The sequence below is a fragment of the Acinetobacter sp. LMB-5 genome (genome assembly GCF_001541635.1).
Classification (GTDB): Bacteria; Pseudomonadota; Gammaproteobacteria; order Pseudomonadales; family Moraxellaceae; genus Acinetobacter; species Acinetobacter pittii.
The window spans coordinates 13,316-36,492 of the sequence record NZ_LRDR01000008.1; the positions used below are offsets into that span (position 1 = coordinate 13,316).

Here is a 23,177-nt window from a genome sequence, read left to right on the forward strand (position 1 = left end):
TTTAAACGTCGCTATTTTTGTTTTGATCTTCTAGGCTTAGTAGTACTTTGTCAATATCATTGAACTGATATTGTTGCTGGGTTGAGCAGTTGTTGTTCAGCAAAGGAAAAGCTCCCTTCTGGTGAGATAATAAAGTGGTCAAGCAGACGAATTTCGACAAGCTGACAAGCCTGTTCAAGTTGCTGAGTTAAGGCAATATCTTCGGAAGACGGTTGTGGAGAACCAAAGGGATGATTATGTGCAATAACGAGCTGGCAAGCATGTTGCTGTAAGGCATAGCGTAGGGTTTGATTGACCGAAACTGCGCAATGCTGAACTGAACCAAAGAATAGCTTTTTAAAATGAAGCTTTCTTAATTCGGGATCTAGGCACAAAACAGCAAAGACTTCTTGTTTTTCGCCTTTTAATTCATAACGCAGATAATCCAAAACTAAATCTGATGAATGAAGGCTGATATTATTTGTCTGGAAGTGATGATCGAGATAACGCCGTCCAAGTTCTTTGACTGCCAGTAATTGTGAATATTTCGTTGCCCCAATGCCATTAAATTGAGTTAACTCACTAAATGAGGCATCAAACACGGCATTAAGATTACCGAAGTGCTGAATGAGTAAACGAGATAACTCGACTGCTGAATGTTGCCTTGAACCTGAGCGAAGAAAAATCGCGAGTAGCTCAGCATCTGATAAACTTTGTGGACCTTGTTGTAATAACCGTTCTCTTGGCCGTTCTTGTTCAGGCCAATTTTTAATAGAAGTATTCATATTCCCCAGCATTATTCGCTTAAAATTTTATTTTGTTTGCCCAATCAATCTTGGGTCTGCGCGTATTTAATGCTATTGTGAGCGCCACTGCAACAGAAAGGTATCCTGTTCGTGAGCTTTGATCTAAGCGTTATTCCTCATAAAAACATTGTTTTAGCTGTTACTGGCGGAATTGCTGCCTATAAAAGTGCCATCTTAGTCCGCCGCCTCAAAGATTATGGCTTTGACGTGCGAGTGGTGATGACACATGGTGCTCAGGCATTTATTACCCCACTAACTTTTCAGGCTCTTTCTGGTAATCCTGTTCATACTGAACTTCTAGACCCTGCGGCTGAAGCGGGTATGGGACATATTGAATTAGCACGTTGGGCTGATTTATTACTAGTCGCACCTGCAAGTTGTGACACATTGGCTAAATTTGCGAATGGTTTGGCAGATGATTTACTCAGTACAGTTTTTTTGGCAACAAAATCTCCTGTTTGGGTAGCTCCGGCGATGAATCAGCAAATGTGGGCGGCTAAAGCAACTCAACGTAATTTGCAAACCTTGGTCGAAGATGGCGTACATGTGATCATGCCGGATGCGGGTGAGCAGGCTTGTGGTGATGTTGGCTTAGGCCGTATGCCTGAGCCAGAAGAAATTGCTCGCCAAGTCGCTGGCTATTTCCATCAAGCTCAACGTGCCATCGCTGAGAAATTTGGACTGTTGGCAGGTAAGCGAGTAGTTATTACTGCTGGGCCGACACGTGAAGCGATTGATCCTGTCCGTTATATCTCAAACCATAGTACTGGCAAAATGGGCTTTGCTTTAGCCGCTGCTTGTTATGCTGCTGGCGCGCAAGTGACTCTGATTGCGGGACCTGTAAGTTTAGATACGCCTAATGGTGTTCAACGTGTAAATGTTGCCTCAGCACGACAAATGCTCGATGTTAGTATGAGTTCACTAGAAACAGGCTGCGATATTTTTATTGCGACTGCGGCAGTTGCAGACTATCGCGTAGCAGAAGTTGCTGAGCATAAAATTAAAAAAGCAGGGGATGAGTTGAATGTTTCCCTTGTCAAAAATCCAGATATTGTGGCAACAATCGCAGGTCAGGAAAAACGTCCATTTATGGTGGGCTTTGCAGCCGAAACGCAAAATGTTGAAGAATATGCGGCAGGTAAACTTGTTGCTAAAAAATTAGACATGATTGCGTGTAACGATGTATCACGTGCTGATATTGGATTTGCTTCCGATGAGAATGCGATGACAGTTTTCTTTGCTGAAAGCTATCACATGAAAAAGCGGGAGTTGGAGAAAGCATCTAAACAGGAAATTTCTCAACAATTGGTTGAAGCTATTTCGGATGCATTACGCCGTAAATAATTTTTGAATCAAATAAAAAACCGCGAATGAATCGCGGTTTTTTATTTGTCTTGTTTTAGACAACTTAAGGAATTTCATCCTCAAATTCAGGTTTAACCTGAACGATGAAGTCTTGACGGTTAAGACCACGCCATAATGCAAATGCAGTACCGATATAAATCGAAGAATAAGTACCGACAAATACACCAACAAACATTGCCACAGAGAACCAGTGTAGACCATCACCACCTAAGAACATCATTGCTAGAACAACAAGTAATAATGTCATTGAGGTATGAATAGTACGACGCAAAGTCTCAGTTAACGCAATATCGACGATTTCACGAGGAGTCGCACCGCGAATTTTACGGAAATTTTCACGAATACGGTCTGACACTACAATGTTATCGTTAAGTGAGAAACCAATAACAGCAAGTACCGCAGCTAACACTGTAAGGTCAAATGGCCATTGGAATAATGCAAAAGCACCAATAATAATGATGATGTCGTGGAATAAAGACATTACAGCACCCATCGCGAGTTTGAATTCAAAGCGGATGGTTACGTAGATCAACATTAAGATAAGTGCAAGTGCAACGGCACCAGCAGAACGAACATAGAGCTCGTTACCAACCTGACCACCTACAGAGTCCACTTTATGAACTTCGGCAGCATTATTTGGTAATTGTACAGCCTTAGTGATCGCGTTATTGAGATCTTCAACCTTAACTTCTTGTACTGGCATACGCACAAGTAAGTCTTTATTACTGCCTAAGGTTTGTACTACAGCATCTTTAAAACCAGCTTTATCGAGCGCCTGAATAACTTCAGACTGATTGGCTGGTTGAGCATAGTTAAGCTCAGCTGAAACACCACCTGTAAAGTCTAAACCGAGGTTAAGACCTTTAGTCGCAATAAAGAAAATACTTGCCAAAGTAATCAGGATCGAGAAGATCGCTGCAGGTTTGGCAATCTTCATGAACGGGATGATTTTTGCATCATCCGGACGACCATATTGTTTTGAATCTTGTTGAGTCACTTTAGTCATCATCGATCTCCTTAAATGCTCAACTTTTTCAAATTACGACGTTTGCCATAAATGATTTGTACGATTGCACGAGTTACTGTAATTGCAGTAAACATCGAACAAATAATACCGATCATTAATGTCACGGCGAAACCTTTGATTGGGCCTGTACCAATTGCAAACAGAATGAATGCAACGAGGAACGTGGTTAAGTTCGAGTCAAAAATGGTGTTATAGGCTCGATCATAACCGGCCACAATGGCCTGTTTGGGTGAGGCCCCCCAGAGCATTTCTTCTCGGATACGCTCACATATCAATACGTTCGCATCGACCGCCATACCAATGGTAATAACGATACCGGCAATACCCGGTAAGGTGAGGGAAGCTCCAATCCATGACATCACGGTTAAAATCATTGCCAAGTTAAACACAAGAGCAAAGTTCGCGATTAAACCGAATACACGGAAGAAAACCACCATCCAGATTGCAACGAGCAAGAAGCCGATTTGAGTAGACAATACACCTTTATCAATGTTTTCTTGACCAAGGCTTGGACCTACTACACGCTCTTCAACAAAGTACATTGGCGCAGCCAAAGCACCAGCACGAAGCATTAATGCAAGTTCAGATGCTTCTTGAGGAGAACTTAAACCGGTAATACGGAAAGTCGAACCTAAAACAGCTTGAACTGTTGCAGCGTTAATGACTACAGACTCAGTATATGGCGTACGAACTTCTGTTTGTGCACCAGTTTTTGGATCTGTGACATAGTTAATTTTTTGCTTGTTCTCGATGAACAATACCGCCATGCGTTTACCAACCGCATTACGGGTTGCATCGGACATTAGCTTACCGCCAGCGCTGTCGAGCGTGATATTTACTTCGGCACCGCCAGAGTCCTGACTAAAGCCAGAGCTTGCATTTTGAACACGCTCACCAGTCAAGATTCGGTTACGTTGCAACAAGAGTTGACGACCGCTATCTAAAGACTCATAAGCAAAAACTTCTGTGCCCGGAGGTAAAGGTTGACCATTATATTTACCCGTATATGGATCGATATATTGATCATTTAAGTCAGAAACTAAACGGAATTCGAGGTTCGCAGTACGTCCTAAAACACGTTTAGCTTCAGCAGTATCTTGTACACCCGGTAATTCAACAACAATACGGTTGCTACCCTGACTTTGTACCAATGCTTCTGCAACACCAAGTTCGTTAATACGATTACGTAATGTTGTTAAGTTCTGATTTACCGCATATGACTGAATTTCTTGGCGACGTACATCGGTATAAGTAAGCTTTAAAGTAGAACCTGTAGAGCTTGCTAATGCCTGTTGGGTATATTCATTCCCATTACGACGTAAAAAATCCATTGCTGCATCACGGTCAGCATTGTCAGCAAATTGAACAGTGATCACATTATTTGTTAATGCAAGACTGTTAAATTTGATCTTGTTTTCACGGAACTGACGACGCAAATCGGTGGCAGAGGTTTCCATACGTTGGGCAACGGCTTTGTCCATATCTACTTCAAGCAAGAAGTGGACACCACCACGTAAGTCCAAACCAAGTTTCATTGGTTTTGCCCCAATCTTTTGCAGCCATTCCGGTGTGGTTGGTGCAAGGTTTAGGGCGACAACATATTCATCACCTAAGTCACGACGTAATACTTCTTTTGCTTTTAACTGCGCTTCAGATGAACTGACACGCAATAGGGCAGCATTATTTGTAAAAGTATTGTCATGGCTCGCAATATTTGCTGTTTTTAAAATTTGCTCTGCTTTTTTCACCACACTTTGATCAATTTGGGTACCAGCTTTGGCACCGGAAATTTGAACAGCGGGCTCATCCGGATATAGACTCGGCAGTGCGTATAATGTACTGATTACCAGAACAACCAGAATCAGTAAATATTTCCATGCAGGGTAACGCATTCGCTTTCTTCTTAAATGAAAAAGCCGTGCTAAAGCACGACTGTTTTATGATTAAAGGTTATTTAGAGTGCCTTCAGGTAATACTGAAATTACGCTGGCACGCTGAATTTTTACTTCTACACCACGGCTAAGTTCAACAACTGCATAGTCACCTTCAATTTTGGTTACTTTGCCCATTAAACCGCCAGCGAAAACAACTTCACTACCAACACCTAAGCTCTCGATTAAAGAACGGTGTTCTTTAGCACGTTTTGCTTGAGGGCGCCAAATTAAGAAATAAAAGATTGCAACGAATACGACAATCATCAAGATGTTTGGCAAAATACCATTAGTTGGGCCAGCTGCCGGTGCTGCATGAGCAGCAGAAATTAAAAAGCTCATTTTGATTTCCTAAAGTTAAAAATATGAGTCAGATAACTGACATAATCCTAATTCGTTTTGCAATTTACCTTGTCTTGAGGTTGAGCGCAAATCTGGCTTATTCATCAACCGGACATGGTGGAACTTCTAAACCACGACGGGCATAAAAGTCCTGAACAAATTCATCAAATGTGCCATTGTCTAATGCATCACGCATACCTTCAGTCAAACGTTGGTAATAACGTAAGTTATGAATAGTACCGAGCATAGACGCTAACATTTCTCCACATTTTTCAAGGTGGAATAGATAAGCACGGGTAAAGTTCTTGCAAGTGTAGCAATCGCAATGTGGATCGAGTGGGCTCTGGTCATGGCGATATTTACTATTACGAATACGTACCAGACCATCAGTGACAAAATAATGACCGTTTCGCGCATTACGAGTCGGCATTACACAGTCAAACATATCGACACCGCGGCGCACCGCTTCAACGATATCTTCTGGTTTACCAACACCCATCAAATAACGCGGTTTGTCATGTGGCATTTTATTCGGTAGATAATCTAAAACTTTGATCATCTCTTCTTTAGGTTCACCTACAGATAAACCGCCAATTGCGTAACCGTCAAAGCCGATTTCTAAAAGGCCATTTAAAGACTCATCGCGTAAGTCTTCATACATGCCACCTTGAATAATGCCAAATAACGCATTGTGATTTTTGAGCTCATCATGATGATGGGTTTTACAACGTTTTGCCCAGCGCAAAGAAAGCTGCAATGATTTTTGAGCTTCTTCATGTGTCGCAGGGTAAGGCGTACACTCATCAAAAATCATCACGATGTCAGAGTTCAAGACCTGCTGAATTTCCATAGAAATTTCAGGTGATAAAAATACTTTTGAACCATCAATCGGTGAGCGGAAGGTAACACCTTCCTCTTTGATTTTGCGCATTGCGCCAAGACTAAAAACCTGGAAACCGCCAGAGTCAGTCAAAATTGGCTTATTCCATTTAATAAAGTCATGCAAACCACCGTGTTCTTTAATCACTTCAAGACCCGGACGCAAATATAAATGGAACGTATTTCCTAAAATAATTTGTGCCTGAATGTCTTCGATGTCACGAGGTAACATGCCTTTGACTGTGCCGTAAGTCCCCACTGGCATAAAAACAGGTGTTTCAACAACACCATGTTCTAAAGTTAAACGACCACGACGGGCGCGCCCCGACTGACCTAATTTTTCAAACTTCATCTAAAAATCCTGAACACGAGCAGAGGCGAAGAAACAGTTCGCTGCTAAAAAGAGGGCTATTTTCCTTGATTCTGCGACGTAGTTCTACTACTAAATGTAGCTGGTTATAAAATAGATAAATTTCCGATAGTTTAGATACTATTTTTCTTCCTATTAAAAATTAGGTTTATAGTCAAAATTTTCATTAACAAGATTATCTCTAAAAGGGCGAATCGCTTTCTTGGATAAAGTTAAGGTGTTAATGAGATTATTAGGGAATACTTCAATCTGGTTGTTGAATAGCTCGACATTACGGTTAAAAATGCTAATTGCTGCACCAACATTTTCATTTTGTTCCTGAATATCATCCATCATTTTGCTATACAGCGAATCAGCTTTAAGCTCTGGATAATTTTCAACAACAACGTTTAAGCTTCGAATAAGTTCTTGGCTCATTTTCTCGATCTGTTGTAGTTGAGAAATATCAGTGTTATTCACATTTAAATTAAGAATTTGTTGACGTAATTGAGTAACCTTTTCTAATGTCGATTTTTCAAATTGAGTATATTGATTGAGTGTTGATTCGAGGGATTCCAAGGTCTTTACTTTTTGACGCTCGAAATTGGCAACTTCAGCCCAAGCTCTTTTAGTCGCATTAAAATAACGTACGATGGTGTTACGGATGTGAACGCCCCAGACAACCAGTACGACGAAAATCCCCAAGAAAATAAATAAACCTGTCATTTTTACTCCTCTTATTTTTGTTCCCTCATTGAGCCTTTTAACTTCTTATTTTTTGATAAGTTGCCAGTTCAGCGCTACGAGAGATTTATTTAATTAAATTAAGCATTAATTGCTGAAATTTTTCATATTGCGGCATAGTCATGGTACGCAAGTGCCCACGTAATGTTGAAACATCATGTATTTCACTTTGCTTGCTGGTGATCTGAAAAAGATCTTGTTCACCGAGATAACACAAAATTTGCTCTTCATGATGATAAATTAAATCACCTTTAAAGTGTTGAAAAAAATCATGAAGTTTTAAAGTTATACTTGGGCTAACTTCTTTAGCTAATTGGTGTTGGGCAGTACCAAAAATATTGAGCTTTTGGTTAATCAGAATGTCAGTGCTTTGCCATTCAGTTAAGTAAGGTGCAAAAAAGTGAGAACGTTGGTTACTTACAGCAATACCCAATGCAGGCATTTGAAATATAAAAGCGCCCCATAGATCTCTATGGATCTCTTTAACTATTTTTTTGTCACTATCCTGATTTTGAAGAATGGGGAAATTATTTACATAGTGATATTTGAACAGCAGAACTTGATGTTCCGTAATTCCATCATCCCATGTAGTGGAAGCAAACTGAGTAATTTCATTAGATTCATTACCCCGATTAAACAGTGGAAAGTGTTGCTTTAATTTACTTAAGACTAAAATTGGTTGAGATTGAATAGGAAGATAGGCCGGTAACTGTTGAAACCGTAATCCATAACGTAAAGTGGTGATACGTTCTTCTAAATAGTGAATGACTTCGCTTAGAGGTTTTTGCGGTTCATAGAGCAAATAGGCCAGAAAACCAGTTAAAAATGCCCATAAGAGGCTCAAAATATATTGAATATGAGGATGAAAAAAGTATCCAAAGAATAAAGTCGTAATACTGCAAATACCTAACAAATACGGCAATACATTAACAAAACGAAGGTTAGGATCTTCACGCCATGGATGTAACGCATTTAAGAGTTCTTGATCTGTTTGTGATTTTTGTCCAGCATCCCAAAGTCGAGCAATATTGCGAAAAACCTGTGTATTTTTCTTACGTCTTATATGTAGAACTTCTTGTAAGGTATTAATTGGCATGGAAGTAATGAGGTCATTATCATAAAGTGCTATTTTTAGATTATCTTTTAAATTGAATGAGATAAATAGAAATAAGTCATAAATAATTACTTTTATGATTTCGGCATTTGAGTTTCATTAATGAAATGCTGCAATTTATTTGCAAATTGCTCAAACTCTGGCATTAAAAGAGTTTCAAGGCATTCAGCAAGCTCACGTACACTAGCGCCATATAAGCTTTGTTGCTGTAAAAGATTTACATTACAGAGCCAACATAATGCAGAGGTTTCAGGGTGTACATAAAAATCCCCTGGAAAATCTTCCAACATTTTTTCTAATAATAACAAACGGTCTGGGCTTAGAAATTTTACTAAATCCAACTCATTAATTCCGCTTTGTTGGTACTTTTGATTAAAACGGATATCACTTGATTCCCAAGCTACTCTTAAGCGACAAACCTTTTTCTGTTTACTTGAAATACTAACTCCGCGAACTGGAAAATTCTCTAAAATAACGCCGTATAAGTTATAGCTAACATCTTTTAGTTCCCATTTACCTTTTGAATTATAGGCCATCTCTCGATTGATATAATGGTATCTAAAGATTTTATAGGGGTGAATTGTTTCTCTTACTTGCCACTTGCCGTGTATTGCAGTTAAAACTGAATTTTCTTGATTGCCTAACTTAAACAAAGGAAAGTCTGAAGCGGATGTTCCTTCTTTAGGTAGGTTATCTTCAGTTGCAAATTTGAAATTATATTTATGTTCATAATAATAAATTTGGATATCTTGAAGTAGGCAAATCAGTTCGGAGGTAGAGGCTCTATGATAAAAACCATAAAAGATTGCAAGAATGGCAAAAGGGAAGAAGTAAATCGAGATTAAAAAGCCTAATGCCATACAAACTAAGGCGAAAATTGTAGCATTCCAAAAAATATAATTTCGAATATCAAGTTGTTGGGTGCCTGTCCAATTTTTTAATGAATGAATAAGTATTTCTGGAGGTAATTGCTGATTAAGTAAATTTCTTAATGCCTCAATATTTTTTAAAGTAATTTTGTTATGTGTATTTTGATTGTCAAAAGCACTTTGAATTTTTTGAAAAAGCAGTTTCATAAATTTTATTATTAGTCGAAATTGTAGTTGGGTCAGCTGGATTAAACTTTAAATGAGCTTATAAAATTTAACCCAGCTTTAATTTTTAAACTTCTAGCTTATCAATCAGCATTGCATCGCCATAGCTAAAGAAACGATAGCGGCTTTTAACTGCATGTTCATAAGCAGCCAAAATGTTGTCTCGATTTGATAGCGCTGATACCAACATGAGCAGGGTAGACTCTGGTAAATGGAAGTTAGTAATTAAACGGTCTACGATGCAGAACTCATAACCTGGATAGATAAAGATTTGCGTGTCGCCAGTCCAAGCTGCGATTTTACCGCCATGAGCTTGAGCTGCACTTTCTAAAGCACGTGTCGCAGTTGTACCAATGGCAATCACTTTATTACCACGTGCTTTAGTCGCCAAAATTAAATCAATAGTTTCTTGAGGAACATCACACCATTCACTGTGCATGACATGATTGGTAATGTCATCAGTACGAACAGGCATAAATGTGCCAGCACCAACGTGTAAAGTCACGAAAGTTTTTTGAACATTTTTTTGCTCTAACTTTGCTAGTAACTCTTCGTCAAAGTGCAAGCTCGCAGTAGGTGCTGCAACACTGGCAATTTTTTCAGGATTATGGAAAACCGTTTGATAGCGTTCAGTGTCAATTTCTTCTGCTTCACGGTTAAAGTAAGGCGGAATAGGCAACTGACCATATTGCTCAAGAACAGGCAAGATCGGCTGTGAAAACTCAACCACAAATAAATTTTCGTGACGACCACGTACAATCACAGGAATATTATCTGCACCAACAAAAAGCTCCGCACCTGCTTTAGGTGAGTTGCTAGATTTGATATGACAATACGCTGTGGTGTGGTTCAGCATACGCTCAACCAAAATCTCAATAGCACCGCCTGTAGAGCGTTTTCCTTTAAGTCGAGCTTTCATGACCTTGGTGTCATTAAGCACCAACAAATCACCCTCTTCGAACAGATCGATAATGTCTGTGAACATGTGATCGTGATATTTACCCTTTGAGTCTAAATGCAACAACCGCGAAGCACTACGTGATTCGAGAGGGTAACGGGCAATAAGTTCATCAGGTAATTCAAAGGAAAAGTCAGACAGTTGCATATTTGAGAAAAAACACCACAAAAATTGGGCCTAGTATAAACTTTTTCGCTTTTTTATGGCTGTGCTTCTGACCTAAATCATGAAAAATGTTTAAATGATCTAAAAGTGAACGATAATATTCACTTAGGGTTTGACAAGTTTTACAAACGCGCTAATATACGCAACACAAACATACTTCCTCTCCCGAGGTGGTGAAATTGGTAGACGCGGCGGACTCAAAATCCGCTGTCAGAGATGACGTGTCGGTTCGAGTCCGACCCTCGGGACCATATTCAGAATCGTAAGATTCTACGAAAACCTCTAAGCTAACGGCTTAGGGGTTTTTTTGTTGGGTTAAAATGCCTATCAATTATAATTTTATCTTTTATTGTTAATTCTTAATTTATAGAAGGTTTAGATCTCTTATGAAATTTCATTTGGGAGACAATTTGTGAAAATAAGTGATGATCTATAATTTTGGCGGAATAAATAGATCTGTCCTTCATTCAAAGTCTTGAGCTGTAAATTTTGATTAGAATATAAAAGACAAGATAGGGGATATGTTTAGGTAGAATTATTTTCTACTTATTATTTTACAATTAGAGAGTAAATCATGAATAAAAAAGCTATAGGGGTAATCTTCGGATTAATCATTTTGATTTTTGGGTATTTATACGCTTCGCCTTATATCATCTTAAATAGTATTAAGAATGCATTGAAAGAGAATGATAGTGAACAGGTTTCTGCTTATATTGACTATACAAGTGTACGCCAAAGTCTGAAAGATCAGATGAATGCTTATATGTTAAAAGAGATCACAGCTAAAGAAGCTAATGGTTGGGAAGCTTTAGGTGCAATGATGGTTTCAACTTTGGCCGAAAAGATGGTCGATGCGGTAGTAACACCTGAAGGTATGACCTTGATGCTGCAAGGGAAGAATCTTAGAAAAAGTTTAACTGGTAAGAGAGAGGAAGAAGATACGCATAAAGAAAGAACAGATACCTCAAAGATAGAATATAGAACTCGGTACTTATCAATGAGTATGTTTGAGGTAACTTTTAAAAATAAAGAGAATGGTTCGGATGTAAAAATCATTATGGAGCGTGATGGTTTAAGCTGGAAAATAAAAAAGATTGTTTTACCCATGGATGAGATAAACCCTGAACAAAAACTAAAGCCGACAACGATTCCTACAGTAGAAAAAATACCAGAATCTGAAACTTCAGCGATGATAGAACCAACGACAACATTTAATTTCTCTGGTGTACAGAAGGGGGCGAAACTTGAATCTTGTTATCATGATCCATGTTCAATTATTCGGGTTATGGAGTTCAAGTTAATAAAGCAAACACCCACTGAATCAAATATTGAGTTATCAGTTGTAGGTGGTAGTCGAGGCTGGGATGCTAAAAAAATAGAATGGAACCATGAAGCTCATAAAATCCAGATTCAATGCTCTATCACTAAGCCAACATTACAGATTGAAGATGAGGTAACAATAATACCTTTAAATGATTCTGGAGTGCCTGGGGTATTATGGTCAGATGCCGAAACTTATATGCAAGCATGCCATAACTACACTGGGGACATGGGAGCTGGCATTCAACAGTATGGTTATAATGTACAAGATAGTTAAGTTATTAATAAAATAGTAATCTGAAAAAAGGCTAGTTTATTGGCCTTTTTTTAAACAATACTTTTAATTAGCTTTTGAAAATTCTGAACTCGCATTTCTAACATCTTACAACTCGCCACCTTCAAATATTTGTTGTATTTTCCTCAAGCATACCCACTTTATGTATCTGAAAACCTTTAATTGAAACTTCACATTTCTATTTTGAAAAGAACGTTGCTCTTTTAATGTACTGTGTTAAAGTTTGTAGTAGATCATAATGATTATAAGTACATTTCTTGAGAGCGGTTCCGACCAAAAACGACATAATCTGTGAGGCGGGCAATGACATTCCAACGTTTAGAACTAAATCAGGTTGAGCAGTTAAGTGCTTGTAGGATATCCCTGTTGCTTGGATTAAATGCCGAGCAGAACTACATCGAACAATTTTTCCGGTTTAGTCTTCGTCTTTTGAATTGTAAAAAAGCCTTATTGACTTTTAATCAGGAACCTTACTTTTGGCACCGTTGCCCTGAAGGCATGACGGCAATTTCGTTTAAGCCATCAAAGCATTTAAAACAGTGCTTCGCCAAACAACAGATCATTAATCACTTACATCCCTCATATCAAAATTTAATCAACTATTTAAAAGAATTAAATATTGAGTGCAGCAGGGCATTGGCCGTGCATCTTCTACATCCTGATAAAACCTCGATGGGTTTTGCTGTCTTTTTTGATGACGATGCGGCAACGTTTGAAGATGATGATATTCAATTATTGCTCGATTATTGTTCTACTTTTATGCAGCAAGTCGAGTTGAAGTTTAACTATGAAGAGTTAAACGAGCTCTATGAACAACAGGTAGCAATTAATTCGAGTAAGACAAAATTTTTCTCGATTATCTCACATGACTTACGTGCACCCTTTCATGGATTGCTTGGATTTTCTGAGGTACTTGCTAAAGAGCGTGAAACTTTAGATGAATCTAGTATTCAAAATATTGCAGACTATTTATATGACACCTCACAATCGACCTATAACTTGCTTGAAAGTTTGCTGACATGGGCGATGGCCGAGGGAGGGCGTTTTGTCTATCACCCGATTAACTTTAAACTTAGACAAGTCAGCAATATTGTTTGTGATGTACTGCACACATTAGCTTTAAAGAAAAATATTGAACTGGTTAATGGTGTTCCAGATGATTTAAACATCTACGCCGATATCAATATGATGACCTCTGTAATTCAAAACTTGGTGTCAAATGCGCTGAAATTTACCGACGTTGATGGATCAGGCAAAGTCTTTATTGAAGCCAGGCAAGCAGATGCAAATATAGAAATTACTGTTCGAGACACAGGTCTGGGCATGACTGAGCAACAAATGGCAAATTTATTCCATCCACGTATTACTGCAAGCTTTAAAGGCACTGCAGGGGAAAAAGGTGCTGGTTTAGGTTTGAGTCTTTGCAAGCGTTTTGTCGAGATTAATCAGGGGCAAATTACTGTTGATTCTAAAGAAGGGGTGGGAACGACATTTAAGGTTCTATTACCTTCAGCTCAAGAAAGTCATGAGGTGCATACCGAACATCATTCTTCATCAGAAGCAAAATTAGTCTAATCCCTTTTCCTAACACTACTCGAACTGCTATAACTAAAAACAGAGTACGAGGAAAAGAGCTTTTTATATGAATGCGGAGCAGTTACAAAAAACATTGCGTGCCAGTCAGTACGCAGAACAAGTTTTAGGTTTGCATCAAGCTGTTTTAGAACAAGATTATCAAATAGATCAATTTACTGCACCGCTCTCTACCGAACAGATTTACCAATTTGTACAGACCACGCTAGATGGGATTAGTGATGAAACGCTTTGGATGCGCGGAATGCGCATTTTACGTAACCGTCTAATGTTCCGCTGGATCTGGCAGGATGCCAATCAGCTGACTGATGTTGTCACACTCACTCGTGAACTTTCTGATTTTGCCGATGCCAGTATTTGTGCAGCAAAGGATTTTGCGCGTGTCGCACTTGTGGCGAAACACGGTGAACCTGTGAGTTACTCTGGCAAAGTTCAAGATTTGATTGTTGTTGCCATGGGTAAACTTGGTGCTCAAGAGCTTAACTTGTCGAGTGATATCGACTTAATTTTTGCCTTTGATGAGCAAGGTGAAACCAACGGTCGCAAATGTATTGATGTACAGCAGTTCTGTATTTTGTGGGGGCAAAAACTCATTTATTTGCTTGAGCACATTACCGCAGATGGTTTTGTGTTTAGAGTTGATATGCGTTTACGTCCTTGGGGGGATGGCTCGGCATTAGCGATTAGTCATGCCGCTTTAGAAAAATATTTAAGTCAACATGGCCGTGAGTGGGAACGTTATGCGTGGATTAAAGCGCGTGTTGTCACTGGAGGTAAAGAAGGGCAAGACTTGTTAGAAATGACACGTCCTTTTGTGTTCCGCCGTTATGTCGACTACACCGCTTTTGCCGCGATGCGTGATATGAAAGCGATGATTGAGCGTGAAGTGTTACGTCGTCATATTGAGGATGATATTAAACTCGGGGCGGGTGGTATTCGTGAAATTGAGTTTATTGTTCAGGTATTTCAGCTTATTTATGGCGGGTCTAAACGTGAGTTACAAGACCGTCAATGTTTAGTTAGTCTTGAGCACATTGGGGAAGCTGGCTTATTAGAAAAACAAGCTGTATTAGAACTTGAAGATGCTTACCTATTTTTACGCCGTGTTGAACATGCAATTCAAGCTTTGAATGATCAACAAACGCAGTTGTTGCCAGAAGAATTAGATCTAAGACAACGCATTATAGATACCTTAGGTTTTACGAGCTGGAATGAGTTTCTCGATGTTCTTAATGAAAAACGTCAAAAGGTAAAAGTTCAATTTAAGCAACTGATTGAAGATACCAGCTCTAATGCAGCAACTGAAAATTTTGGGCAGTTAGAGCAGCAGTTAGATGAGGTGCTAGATGACAATGCGAAAAATCTAATTCATGAGTTTTGGCATGGCCATGCACTTAAAAAACTTCCTTCAAATGCTGTGCAGCGTTTAAAAACGTTTTGGCCTCATTTAATTGAAGCGATCTTACAGTCTGAACAACCACAAACTGCACTGTTGCGTTTAATGCCACTGATTGAATCAGTCATGCGTCGAACCGTGTATTTGGTGATGTTGATTGAAAGTAAGGGGGCACTGCAACGCTTAGTGAAAATGGCGACAGTGAGCCCGTGGATTTGTGAAGAGTTGACTCAGTATCCGGTGCTACTGGATGAGTTCTTATCGATGGACTTTGAGTTACCAAAACGTAAGGACTTAGAAGACTCATTACGTCAGCAGTTGCTTCGTATTGAGATTGATCAGGTCGAAGACCAAATGCGAGCACTTCGCCTGTTTAAAAAGAGCAATGTACTCACTGTTGCGGCCAGTGATGTGTTAGCTGAAAGCCCATTAATGAAAGTATCTGATGCATTGACTGATATTGCTGAAGTCAGTGTAAACGCAACTCTCCATTTAGCTTATCAGACCGTGGCGAAGCGCCATGGTTACCCAAAAGATGTTGATGGGAAACGCTGCTCACTCGACTACAAAGCTTTTGCTGTTATTGGTTATGGCAAGGTGGGTGGCATTGAGCTTGGCTATGGTTCTGACTTAGACCTTGTCTTTATTCATTATCTAGATGAACAAGCAGATACTGATGGAACGAAGTCTATTAGTGGCTTTGAGTTTGCTATGCGTGTCGCTCAAAAGTTTATGTCACTCATGACCACTCAAACCCTTGATGGTCGTGTTTATGAAATTGATACACGCTTAAGACCTTCAGGTGAAGCCGGTTTATTGGTAACAAGTCTTAAGGCTTACGAACACTATCAGTTGAAAAGTGCATGGCTTTGGGAGCATCAGGCATTAGTACGTGCCCGCTCTATTGCAGGTGATGAGGCGCTTTGCCAGAAATTTGAAATATTTCGACGCGAGATATTGACTCAATCTAGAGATGAGGCTTATGTTCGTGAGGAAGTGTTGAAAATGCGTCAGAAAATGAAAGACCACCTAGGTTCGTCTTCTGAACAAAAAAAACATGGTATTTTTCATTTAAAACAGGACGCAGGTGGTATCGTCGATATCGAATTTATGGCACAGTATGCTGTACTTGCATGGAGCGGGACGAAACCCGATCTCGCCCATTATTCTGATAATGTAAGAATATTAGAAGATGCTGCTAAAGCAGACTGCTTATCCAGTGAAGATGCCACAGCATTAATTCGAGCCTATCTTAGTGAACGTGCCGAAAGCCACCGCTTAGCCCTTGCAAATCAATCCATGCAAGTCAGCGCAGCGGACTGGCGTAGTACCCGTGCGGTCGTTTGCAATTTATGGCAAAGATTAATAGACCCAACCGCCTTGGTTGAGTTGGATAGTGAATGATTTTATAACAATTTGGAGTGTTCCATGAATTTGGCTGATCGTGATGGTTTTATTTGGCAAGATGGAAAATTAATTGATTGGCGTGATGCAAAGATTCACGTTTTAACCCATACATTACACTACAGTATGGGCGTATTTGAGGGTGTTCGTGCTTATGAAACGCCTAAAGGTACTGCCATTTTCCGTCTTCAAGACCACACAAAACGTTTGTTAAATTCAGCAAAAATTTATCAAATGAAAGTGCCGTATGATCAAGCCACGCTTGAACAAGCACAAATCGATGTTGTTCGTGAAAATAAACTAGCTTCTTGCTATTTACGTCCATTAATCTGGATCGGTTCAGAAAAACTTGGTATTGCAGCAACAAATAACACGATTCATGCCGCAGTTGCAGCATGGGCGTGGGGCGCATACCTTGGTGATGAAGCAATGGCGAATGGTATTCGTGTTAAAACTTCATCATTTACTCACCATCATCCAAACGTGACGATGTGTAAAGCAAAAGCATCTGGTAACTACACATTGTCAATTCTTGCTCATCAAGAAGTTGCACATTCTGGTTACGACGAAGCAATGTTAATGGACCCACAAGGTTATGTGTGCCAAGGTTCTGGTGAAAACGTATTCTTAATTAAAGATGGCGTTTTGCACACTCCAGATATCGCTGGTGGTGCGCTTGATGGTATTACACGTCAAACTGTGATGACAATCGCTAGAGATCTTGGTTACCAAGTTGTTGAGCGCCGTATTACACGTGACGAATTTTATATCGCAGACGAAGCATTCTTCACAGGTACTGCTGCTGAAGTAACACCAATTCGTGAATACGATGACCGTCCAATCGGTTCGGGTACTCGTGGCCCAATTACCACTGAAATCCAAAAAACTTACTTTGATGCGGTTCAAGGTAGAAATCCGAAATATGAACACTGGTTAACTTACGTAAAATAAGTTAATCCGTTAACATAAAAAGGCGAACTTCGGTTTCGCCTTTTTTATTTTTTGGCTTAGGGAGCTTCTATGCATATTGTCTATGTGTCTGATGGTAAGGCAGGGCACCGCTCACAAGCATTAGGCTTGTTTCAGGCAATGCAAAGACAACAGCCAGAAACAACTTTTGAAGAGGTCCTAATTTCTGAGTTACCTATTATTTCTTTAATTCAGGCACTTTTCTCTTCAAAAAAATCCTTATTTAAACAAGTACCTGACTTTGTATTTGGCGTGGGAAGTCACACTCATTTTCGTGTTTGGTTACTCGGTAGAATTTTTAAAAAGGCTAAAACGATTATTTTAATGAAGCCAAGTTTACCTATTGGTTGCTTTGATTATGCTGTTATTCCAGAACATGACGGTATTCACGCCGATAGCCATGTGATTGTCACGCGTGGTGCATTAAACCCCATCCGTAATGAAAATCGCCATCAAACCGCGAGAGTTTTAATCGCTTTAGGTGGTTCATCTAAACGACATCAATGGAACCAAAATAAAGTATTAACCAGTGTTCAAAAAATTGTGGAGAATAATCCAGATGCTGAAATTATTCTGACCACTTCACGTCGAACCCCAGCAGAGTTTGTCGATATTTTAAGACAACAAAGTTTTGCCCAGCATTTACACATATTTCCAGTTGATCAAACACCCCAAGGCTGGATTTTCGAAGAAATGCAAAAAGCAGAAGCAGTTTGGGTGACAGAAGACAGCGTCTCTATGATTTTTGAGGCGCTTACCGCGGGTTGTCGAGTCGGGGTGATGGCAATGGACCGTTTGAAAGACGACCGGATTACGCACTCAGTTGATCAAATGTTAGAATCAAAATTAATTTCACAGCAGACTTGTGTTGTACAGTTACCACAACCTTATGCTTTTAAAGAAGCAGACCGTGTGGCAACATATCTTTTATCAAAAAATTAAATTTTTTATTTTGAGTAAATAAATGAAAATATTGCATATTGCAAATTTTGGCTTTAATAAACAAGGCGCCCATTTTTACTGCACAGACCGTAAAATTTCTGCCGGATTAATTGAAAATGGCCATTTCGTTTATGATTTTAGTTTTCGAGATATGGCTCGAATGGGCACCATTTTTAAAACAAAAAAACTGGGTGCCAATTGGGCTAATAAAGAAGTCTTAAAAGTCGTTAATAATATTGAGCCGGACTTGGTACTGATTGGACATAGTGACTTAATGAGTCCAGATGTTCTAAGACAAATTAAAGAATCTTATCCAAATACTAAAATTGCATTTTGGTATGTTGATCCGCTTTATCTTGAAAACAAACTCGACTTTGTTAAAGCATTCTCGCCATATTTGGATGCTATTTTCTGTACAACAGGCGGGGAATATCTACAAAAGTTAAAACAGCCTCATTTAAGCGTAGCCTATCTGCCAAATGTAGGTCACCGTAATGTAGAAACATTACAGCAATTTTCAAATTCTAAGACTGACAAGACTTTTATTTTCTGCGGCGTGGTCTATAAAGAACCTGAGCGTGAGAAGTTCTTAAAGGACTTGGCAGATGCTTTGCAACAAGGCCATGTGAACTATCAATATTATGGTTGTTTTGAACAACCTGGCGTTTATGGTAAAGCGTATTATAAAGTTCTGTCTGAAACAAAAATGGGACTTAATTACTCACGTCGTAATGATGTAACCTTGTATAGTTCTGACCGTATTGTACAGCTGACTGGTAATGGTTTACTTACCTTTAGCCCAAGAATTCCGGGCTTTGAGAAGCTCTATACTGAGCAGGAAGTGGTTTACTTTGATGATCAGTTTGACTTGGCCAAGAAGATCCAATTCTTTGATCAAAATCCAGAGCAGGCTGAAAAAATAGCGAAAGAAGGCTGGGAGAAAACACGTAGGTCTTTCAATGCTAAACGCATTACCCAATTTATGGTTGAAGTGACATTTAAGCAGCCCTTTTCAGAAGATTATGAATGGTCACATGAGGTTTATGCATGATGTGGTTTTTGTACGTTGCGGTAGGCCTATTAGTACTTGCTGCACTGTTATATGTGCTGGGTAATTATACATTCTGGCTTCCGTTTCGTTCGAGTAAACTACCTCGCATTGTGATGCTACATCAGGTTACCCCTAAAGATGCGGCCTCTGGCATGAATATGCCTCCTGAAAAGTTTGAACAACTCTTAACGTTATTGACGCGTAAGGGGACTACTTTTTGCTTTGTTTCCGAGCTTGAACAATATCGGAATCAAAAAAATGTCGTTGCTTTAAGTTTTGATGATGGCTTTATGGATAATTATCTTTATGCCTATCCATTACTAAAAAAATATAATGCAAAGGCAACCATTTATTTGGCGACACGAATTGAAGGAATCGAAAAGCTAACTCATGATCAAATCCATGAAATGGCCAACTCTGGTTTAATTGAATTTGGTGCACATACCCAACATCATGTGAACTTACTTAAACTTGATGATCAAACTGCTTATGACGAGATGCTTCAGTCTAAGCGTGATGTTGAAGCATTAGTTGGAAAGTGCCCGAGTTTTGCTTATCCATTTGGTCGATTTAATGAAAAGCACCAGAAAATGGCTCAAGAGATTGGCTTTAAAAACGCAGTATCGACTCGTAAAAAAATCGAAGCGTATGAAGCAGCTAATCAATTTAATATTCCACGTGTCAGCACGCATGGTGCCATGAATGCTTTACAGATGCGTATCGCCCTTGCTAAAGGACGTTATAAGTTATGAATAAAATTCCATGTAGTGTCTATATTGTCACTTTAAACTGTGGTGCTTGGTTAGAGCGGACTTTGCAAAGTGTCAGTGAGTTTGATGAAGTTATTATTTTAGACTCTGGCAGTACTGATAATACTTATGAAATTGCTCAGCGTTTTGAAAATACGCAAATCTCTCATCAAGATTGGCAAGGTTATGCCGGGCAAAAAAGTTTAGCTTTAGCAAAATGCCGAAATGATTGGGTGCTCAATCTAGATGGCGATGAAGTTTTATCTAACGAGTTAAAACAAGAGATTGTTGAGACCATTCAACAGAACAAGCTTGATGCATTAATCACACCAATTAATGATGTGTTCTTAGGTGTTCCAAACAGCAAACATACTAAAAAACATGCAAAGGTACGTTTTTTCCGTAAGTCTAAAGGGCATTATGATCTTGCTAATAAGGTCCATGAAAATGTGATTGTAGACGGTGAATCTCAGCGTGCCCAACATGATATTTATCATTATGGTGAGTCGAGTATTTTCGTTAAGGTCGAAAAAAATAACCAATATTCCAACTTAAAAGCGTTAGAGAAATACCAAAAAGGAAAGTCTCCAAGTGTTGCAAAATTGGTTTTGGTGATGCCTGTGACTTTTATGAAGTCTTATTTTATTCGCCGTAGTTTCTTAAATGGTTGGCGTGGTTTCGTAAATAGTATGATTAATGCGTTTTATGCTTTTCTAAAAGAAGCCAAACTGTTTGAACAGACCATGAATAAAGATAAGAAATAAGTAGGCAAGCTATGAAAATTGTTCAGGTATTGGCAACGAGTGGTGGAGTAGGTGGATTAGAGCAGCACACTTTTAACCTTGTTAATGAGCTTGCTTTAAACCATGAAGTACATGTGATTGCACATCCTTGCTATGTAGACAAGTTTAGCCAACAAGTACATTTTCATGCTATCGATTTTGCCCGTAGTCGTTGGAATATTTTTTTACTTTGGCAACTTAAAAATCTTATTCAGCAGATCCAACCCGCTATTGTTCATGCACAAGCAGGAAAAGCGGCTGAGCTGATTGCCCGCATTAAGCCATTTGTATCTGGTCCAAAGTTTGTAACGACTGTTCATGGTACTAAAAAGAATAAATCTGCTTATTTAGCAGGTGATGCAGTTATTGCGGTGAGCCAAGCGCTCACGCAAGGCATTCCAGAGTCTAAAGCACACGTAGTTTATAACGGGGTATATCCTCAGCCCGTACTTACAACTGAAAATAAAGAAAAATTACTTCAATCGATTCAAAAAGATTTTACCGAGCTAGACACAAGCAAAAAAGTTGTTATGTGTATTGGACGTCTAGAACCAGTAAAAAATATCAGCTTGTTGATTGATTCGATGCAACAGATTGATGCCAATTTATGGATTGTTGGTGACGGTTCACTTCGAGCAAGTTTGGAAAAGCAAGTCAGCGAATTGAACATGCAAAATCGGGTCGCTTTTCTTGGGTTTAGAACTGATGCGCGTGATCTGGTACAACTGGCTGATATGGTGGTTTTATCATCAGATCGTGAAGGTTTCCCACTTGTTATGGTCGAAGCTTTACAGGCCGATAAAGCAATGGCTTCAACCAAAGTGAACGGTGTGACCGAGTGGTTGCCAGAGCAATATCTGGCACAAATTGGAGATGCACAAGGTTTAGCAAAAGCGATTGAATATGCACTGCAACCTGAGGCTCAAAACGACTTTAGCCCTTTGTATGCAAAAGCCAAGGCTGAACTGACTGTACCAGCCATGGCTGAGCAGACGCTTAATATTTATAAAGGCCTGGTGAAAACTTAATTATTCTTCGGTGTAAGGCGGATGGCATCAAGTACCACGAAGTTATCTTCGACATTAATAGTATGACAACCGTCATCTGCTTGATTCCAGTCTGGTAAAACTACTTCTAGTAATTTTTCTTCATAAGCTATTGGGCTAAGCTGAGTAATTGCCTTTAATTCGATATTGCCGCCATACCGCTTTAAAGAATCTTGGCTTGGTCGAACCAGTTGCCCTTTATAAATAAAAGGTTTGCCTGCCATACGGAACTGCTGACTGCCTCGACACACCGGATTCATTGGGTGCTCTTGCCAGTTCGGATTTAAAATATCTTCGGTAAAGAATAGATCTAAACGATCACCAAATTTCTTACAATCACGCCGTGTTGAAGTAAAAAGATACCATAGGCCTTCATGATAGAAAGGGGTGCTGTCGACTGCTTCGATATTCTCTATCAGATTAGAATGCTTTTCCCATTTCAATGGAAATTCGGTACATTTCCAAAGTTCAATTGTCTTGTTGGCAGAAGTTTCTGGGATCATGTACCAAGTGTCTTCTAACTTAAATACACAAGGATAAGAAAGGTGATAGTCGAGCTTTAAGATTGTCTCTGGTGGTGTGTAGGTGCCATCTTTAAAGACTTCTAAAACAGAAAGAAAACCTACTGGATGTTGATCATCAACTTCTTCAAAAAAAATGAAATGACGGCCATTTTCATAAGCATAAAAACTATCTGCAAAAGTAAACTTTCTAGGGGAATGGATTTCAAAGAGTGAATCTAATTGCTCAAGTGTAGTAAAAGGTTGCTCTAACCAGCCAAAGCGCATATACCAATGAGAGTCAAAAGTTTTTGCTTTTTTTGCTTGTTGGTACTTGTACCATTTTTTTTGAAGACCGCGAGTTATTAACATTTCAT

At 39.2% G+C, this 23,177-nt stretch carries 20 protein-coding genes and 1 tRNA gene; 11 read left to right on the top strand and 10 right to left on the bottom strand.

All coding sequences use genetic code 11. From position 1 onward, the window contains the following. Positions 1-56: 56 nt before the first annotated feature. Complete coding sequence (gene radC, locus AW165_RS12205) at positions 57-776, bottom strand: RadC family protein (RefSeq protein WP_081410647.1); 720 nt, start codon at positions 774-776, stop codon at positions 57-59. Positions 777-875: 99 nt separating this feature from the next. On the opposite strand from radC, the gene coaBC reads away from it, so the two are divergent. Further along, positions 876-2,129 carry a bifunctional phosphopantothenoylcysteine decarboxylase/phosphopantothenate--cysteine ligase CoaBC gene (coaBC, locus tag AW165_RS12210; protein WP_002116235.1) on the top strand — a complete coding sequence of 418 codons (1,254 nt, stop codon included), beginning with the start codon at positions 876-878 and terminating at the stop codon, positions 2,127-2,129. 64 nt (positions 2,130-2,193) lie between these two features. On the opposite strand, the gene secF is transcribed toward coaBC, so the two are convergent. From secF to queA, 8 genes are all read right to left on the bottom strand, one after another. After that, positions 2,194-3,159 (bottom strand): protein translocase subunit SecF, encoded by a 966-nt coding sequence (secF, locus tag AW165_RS12215; protein WP_014207646.1) that lies wholly within the window; start codon positions 3,157-3,159, stop codon positions 2,194-2,196. An 8-nt stretch (positions 3,160-3,167) separates the two neighbouring features. Further along, on the bottom strand, positions 3,168-5,069 hold the full coding sequence (gene secD / locus AW165_RS12220) for a protein translocase subunit SecD (protein ID WP_002116237.1): 1,902 nt from the start codon (positions 5,067-5,069) through the stop codon (positions 3,168-3,170). Positions 5,070-5,120: 51 nt separating this feature from the next. Further along, complete coding sequence (gene yajC, locus AW165_RS12225) at positions 5,121-5,450, bottom strand: preprotein translocase subunit YajC (RefSeq protein WP_002116168.1); 330 nt, start codon at positions 5,448-5,450, stop codon at positions 5,121-5,123. A gap of 97 nt (positions 5,451-5,547) precedes the next feature. Next, positions 5,548-6,681 carry a tRNA guanosine(34) transglycosylase Tgt gene (tgt, locus tag AW165_RS12230; protein WP_002116306.1) on the bottom strand — a complete coding sequence of 378 codons (1,134 nt, stop codon included), beginning with the start codon at positions 6,679-6,681 and terminating at the stop codon, positions 5,548-5,550. A 153-nt stretch (positions 6,682-6,834) separates the two neighbouring features. Further along, the gene (locus AW165_RS12235) at positions 6,835-7,404 is read right to left on the bottom strand and encodes a LemA family protein (protein WP_060465987.1); all 570 of its coding nucleotides are present in this window, start codon (positions 7,402-7,404) and stop codon (positions 6,835-6,837) included. A gap of 85 nt (positions 7,405-7,489) precedes the next feature. Then, on the bottom strand, positions 7,490-8,518 hold the full coding sequence (locus AW165_RS12240) for a hypothetical protein (RefSeq protein ID WP_060465988.1): 1,029 nt from the start codon (positions 8,516-8,518) through the stop codon (positions 7,490-7,492). 92 nt (positions 8,519-8,610) lie between these two features. Next, positions 8,611-9,612 (bottom strand): hypothetical protein, encoded by a 1,002-nt coding sequence (locus AW165_RS12245; RefSeq protein ID WP_060465989.1) that lies wholly within the window; start codon positions 9,610-9,612, stop codon positions 8,611-8,613. A gap of 85 nt (positions 9,613-9,697) precedes the next feature. Further along, a complete protein-coding gene (queA, locus tag AW165_RS12250) occupies positions 9,698-10,735 on the bottom strand; it encodes a tRNA preQ1(34) S-adenosylmethionine ribosyltransferase-isomerase QueA (RefSeq protein ID WP_060465990.1) in 1,038 nt (345 codons plus the stop codon). 182 nt (positions 10,736-10,917) lie between these two features. Here queA and AW165_RS12255 point away from each other — a divergent pair. The 10 genes from AW165_RS12255 to AW165_RS12300 all read left to right on the top strand — a co-directional run bounded on the left by AW165_RS12255 (position 10,918) and on the right by AW165_RS12300 (position 22,282). Beyond that, a tRNA-Leu gene (locus AW165_RS12255) sits at positions 10,918-11,004 on the top strand. 323 nt (positions 11,005-11,327) lie between these two features. After that, entirely contained in the window at positions 11,328-12,350 is a 1,023-nt protein-coding gene (locus tag AW165_RS12260) for a DUF2939 domain-containing protein (protein WP_060465991.1), read from the top strand. A 321-nt stretch (positions 12,351-12,671) separates the two neighbouring features. Next, positions 12,672-13,943, top strand: a complete 1,272-nt coding sequence (locus tag AW165_RS12265; RefSeq protein ID WP_060465992.1) for a sensor histidine kinase — start codon at positions 12,672-12,674, stop codon at positions 13,941-13,943. A 67-nt stretch (positions 13,944-14,010) separates the two neighbouring features. Then, positions 14,011-16,761, top strand: a complete 2,751-nt coding sequence (gene glnE / locus AW165_RS12270; protein ID WP_060465993.1) for a bifunctional [glutamate--ammonia ligase]-adenylyl-L-tyrosine phosphorylase/[glutamate--ammonia-ligase] adenylyltransferase — start codon at positions 14,011-14,013, stop codon at positions 16,759-16,761. Positions 16,762-16,785: 24 nt separating this feature from the next. After that, positions 16,786-17,712, top strand: a complete 927-nt coding sequence (locus tag AW165_RS12275; RefSeq protein ID WP_017385645.1) for a branched-chain amino acid transaminase — start codon at positions 16,786-16,788, stop codon at positions 17,710-17,712. Positions 17,713-17,781: 69 nt separating this feature from the next. Then, on the top strand, positions 17,782-18,672 hold the full coding sequence (locus AW165_RS12280; protein WP_060465994.1) for a mitochondrial fission ELM1 family protein: 891 nt from the start codon (positions 17,782-17,784) through the stop codon (positions 18,670-18,672). Between the two features lie 22 nt (positions 18,673-18,694). After that, on the top strand, positions 18,695-19,723 hold the full coding sequence (locus AW165_RS12285; protein WP_060465995.1) for a glycosyltransferase: 1,029 nt from the start codon (positions 18,695-18,697) through the stop codon (positions 19,721-19,723). Beyond that, a complete protein-coding gene (locus tag AW165_RS12290; RefSeq protein WP_060465996.1) occupies positions 19,720-20,475 on the top strand; it encodes a polysaccharide deacetylase family protein in 756 nt (251 codons plus the stop codon). Before AW165_RS12285 ends, AW165_RS12290 begins: the two co-directional genes overlap by 4 nt. Beyond that, positions 20,472-21,236 carry a glycosyltransferase family 2 protein gene (locus AW165_RS12295; RefSeq protein WP_060465997.1) on the top strand — a complete coding sequence of 255 codons (765 nt, stop codon included), beginning with the start codon at positions 20,472-20,474 and terminating at the stop codon, positions 21,234-21,236. The genes AW165_RS12290 and AW165_RS12295 overlap by 4 nt, the downstream gene beginning before the upstream one ends. Positions 21,237-21,247: 11 nt before the next feature. Beyond that, a complete protein-coding gene (locus AW165_RS12300) occupies positions 21,248-22,282 on the top strand; it encodes a glycosyltransferase (RefSeq protein ID WP_060465998.1) in 1,035 nt (344 codons plus the stop codon). Here the strand turns inward: AW165_RS12300 and ghy are convergent. Further along, the gene (ghy, locus tag AW165_RS12305; RefSeq protein WP_060465999.1) at positions 22,279-23,172 is read right to left on the bottom strand and encodes a glycosyl hydrolase Ghy; all 894 of its coding nucleotides are present in this window, start codon (positions 23,170-23,172) and stop codon (positions 22,279-22,281) included. The genes AW165_RS12300 and ghy overlap by 4 nt on opposite strands. Positions 23,173-23,177: the final 5 nt, after the last annotated feature.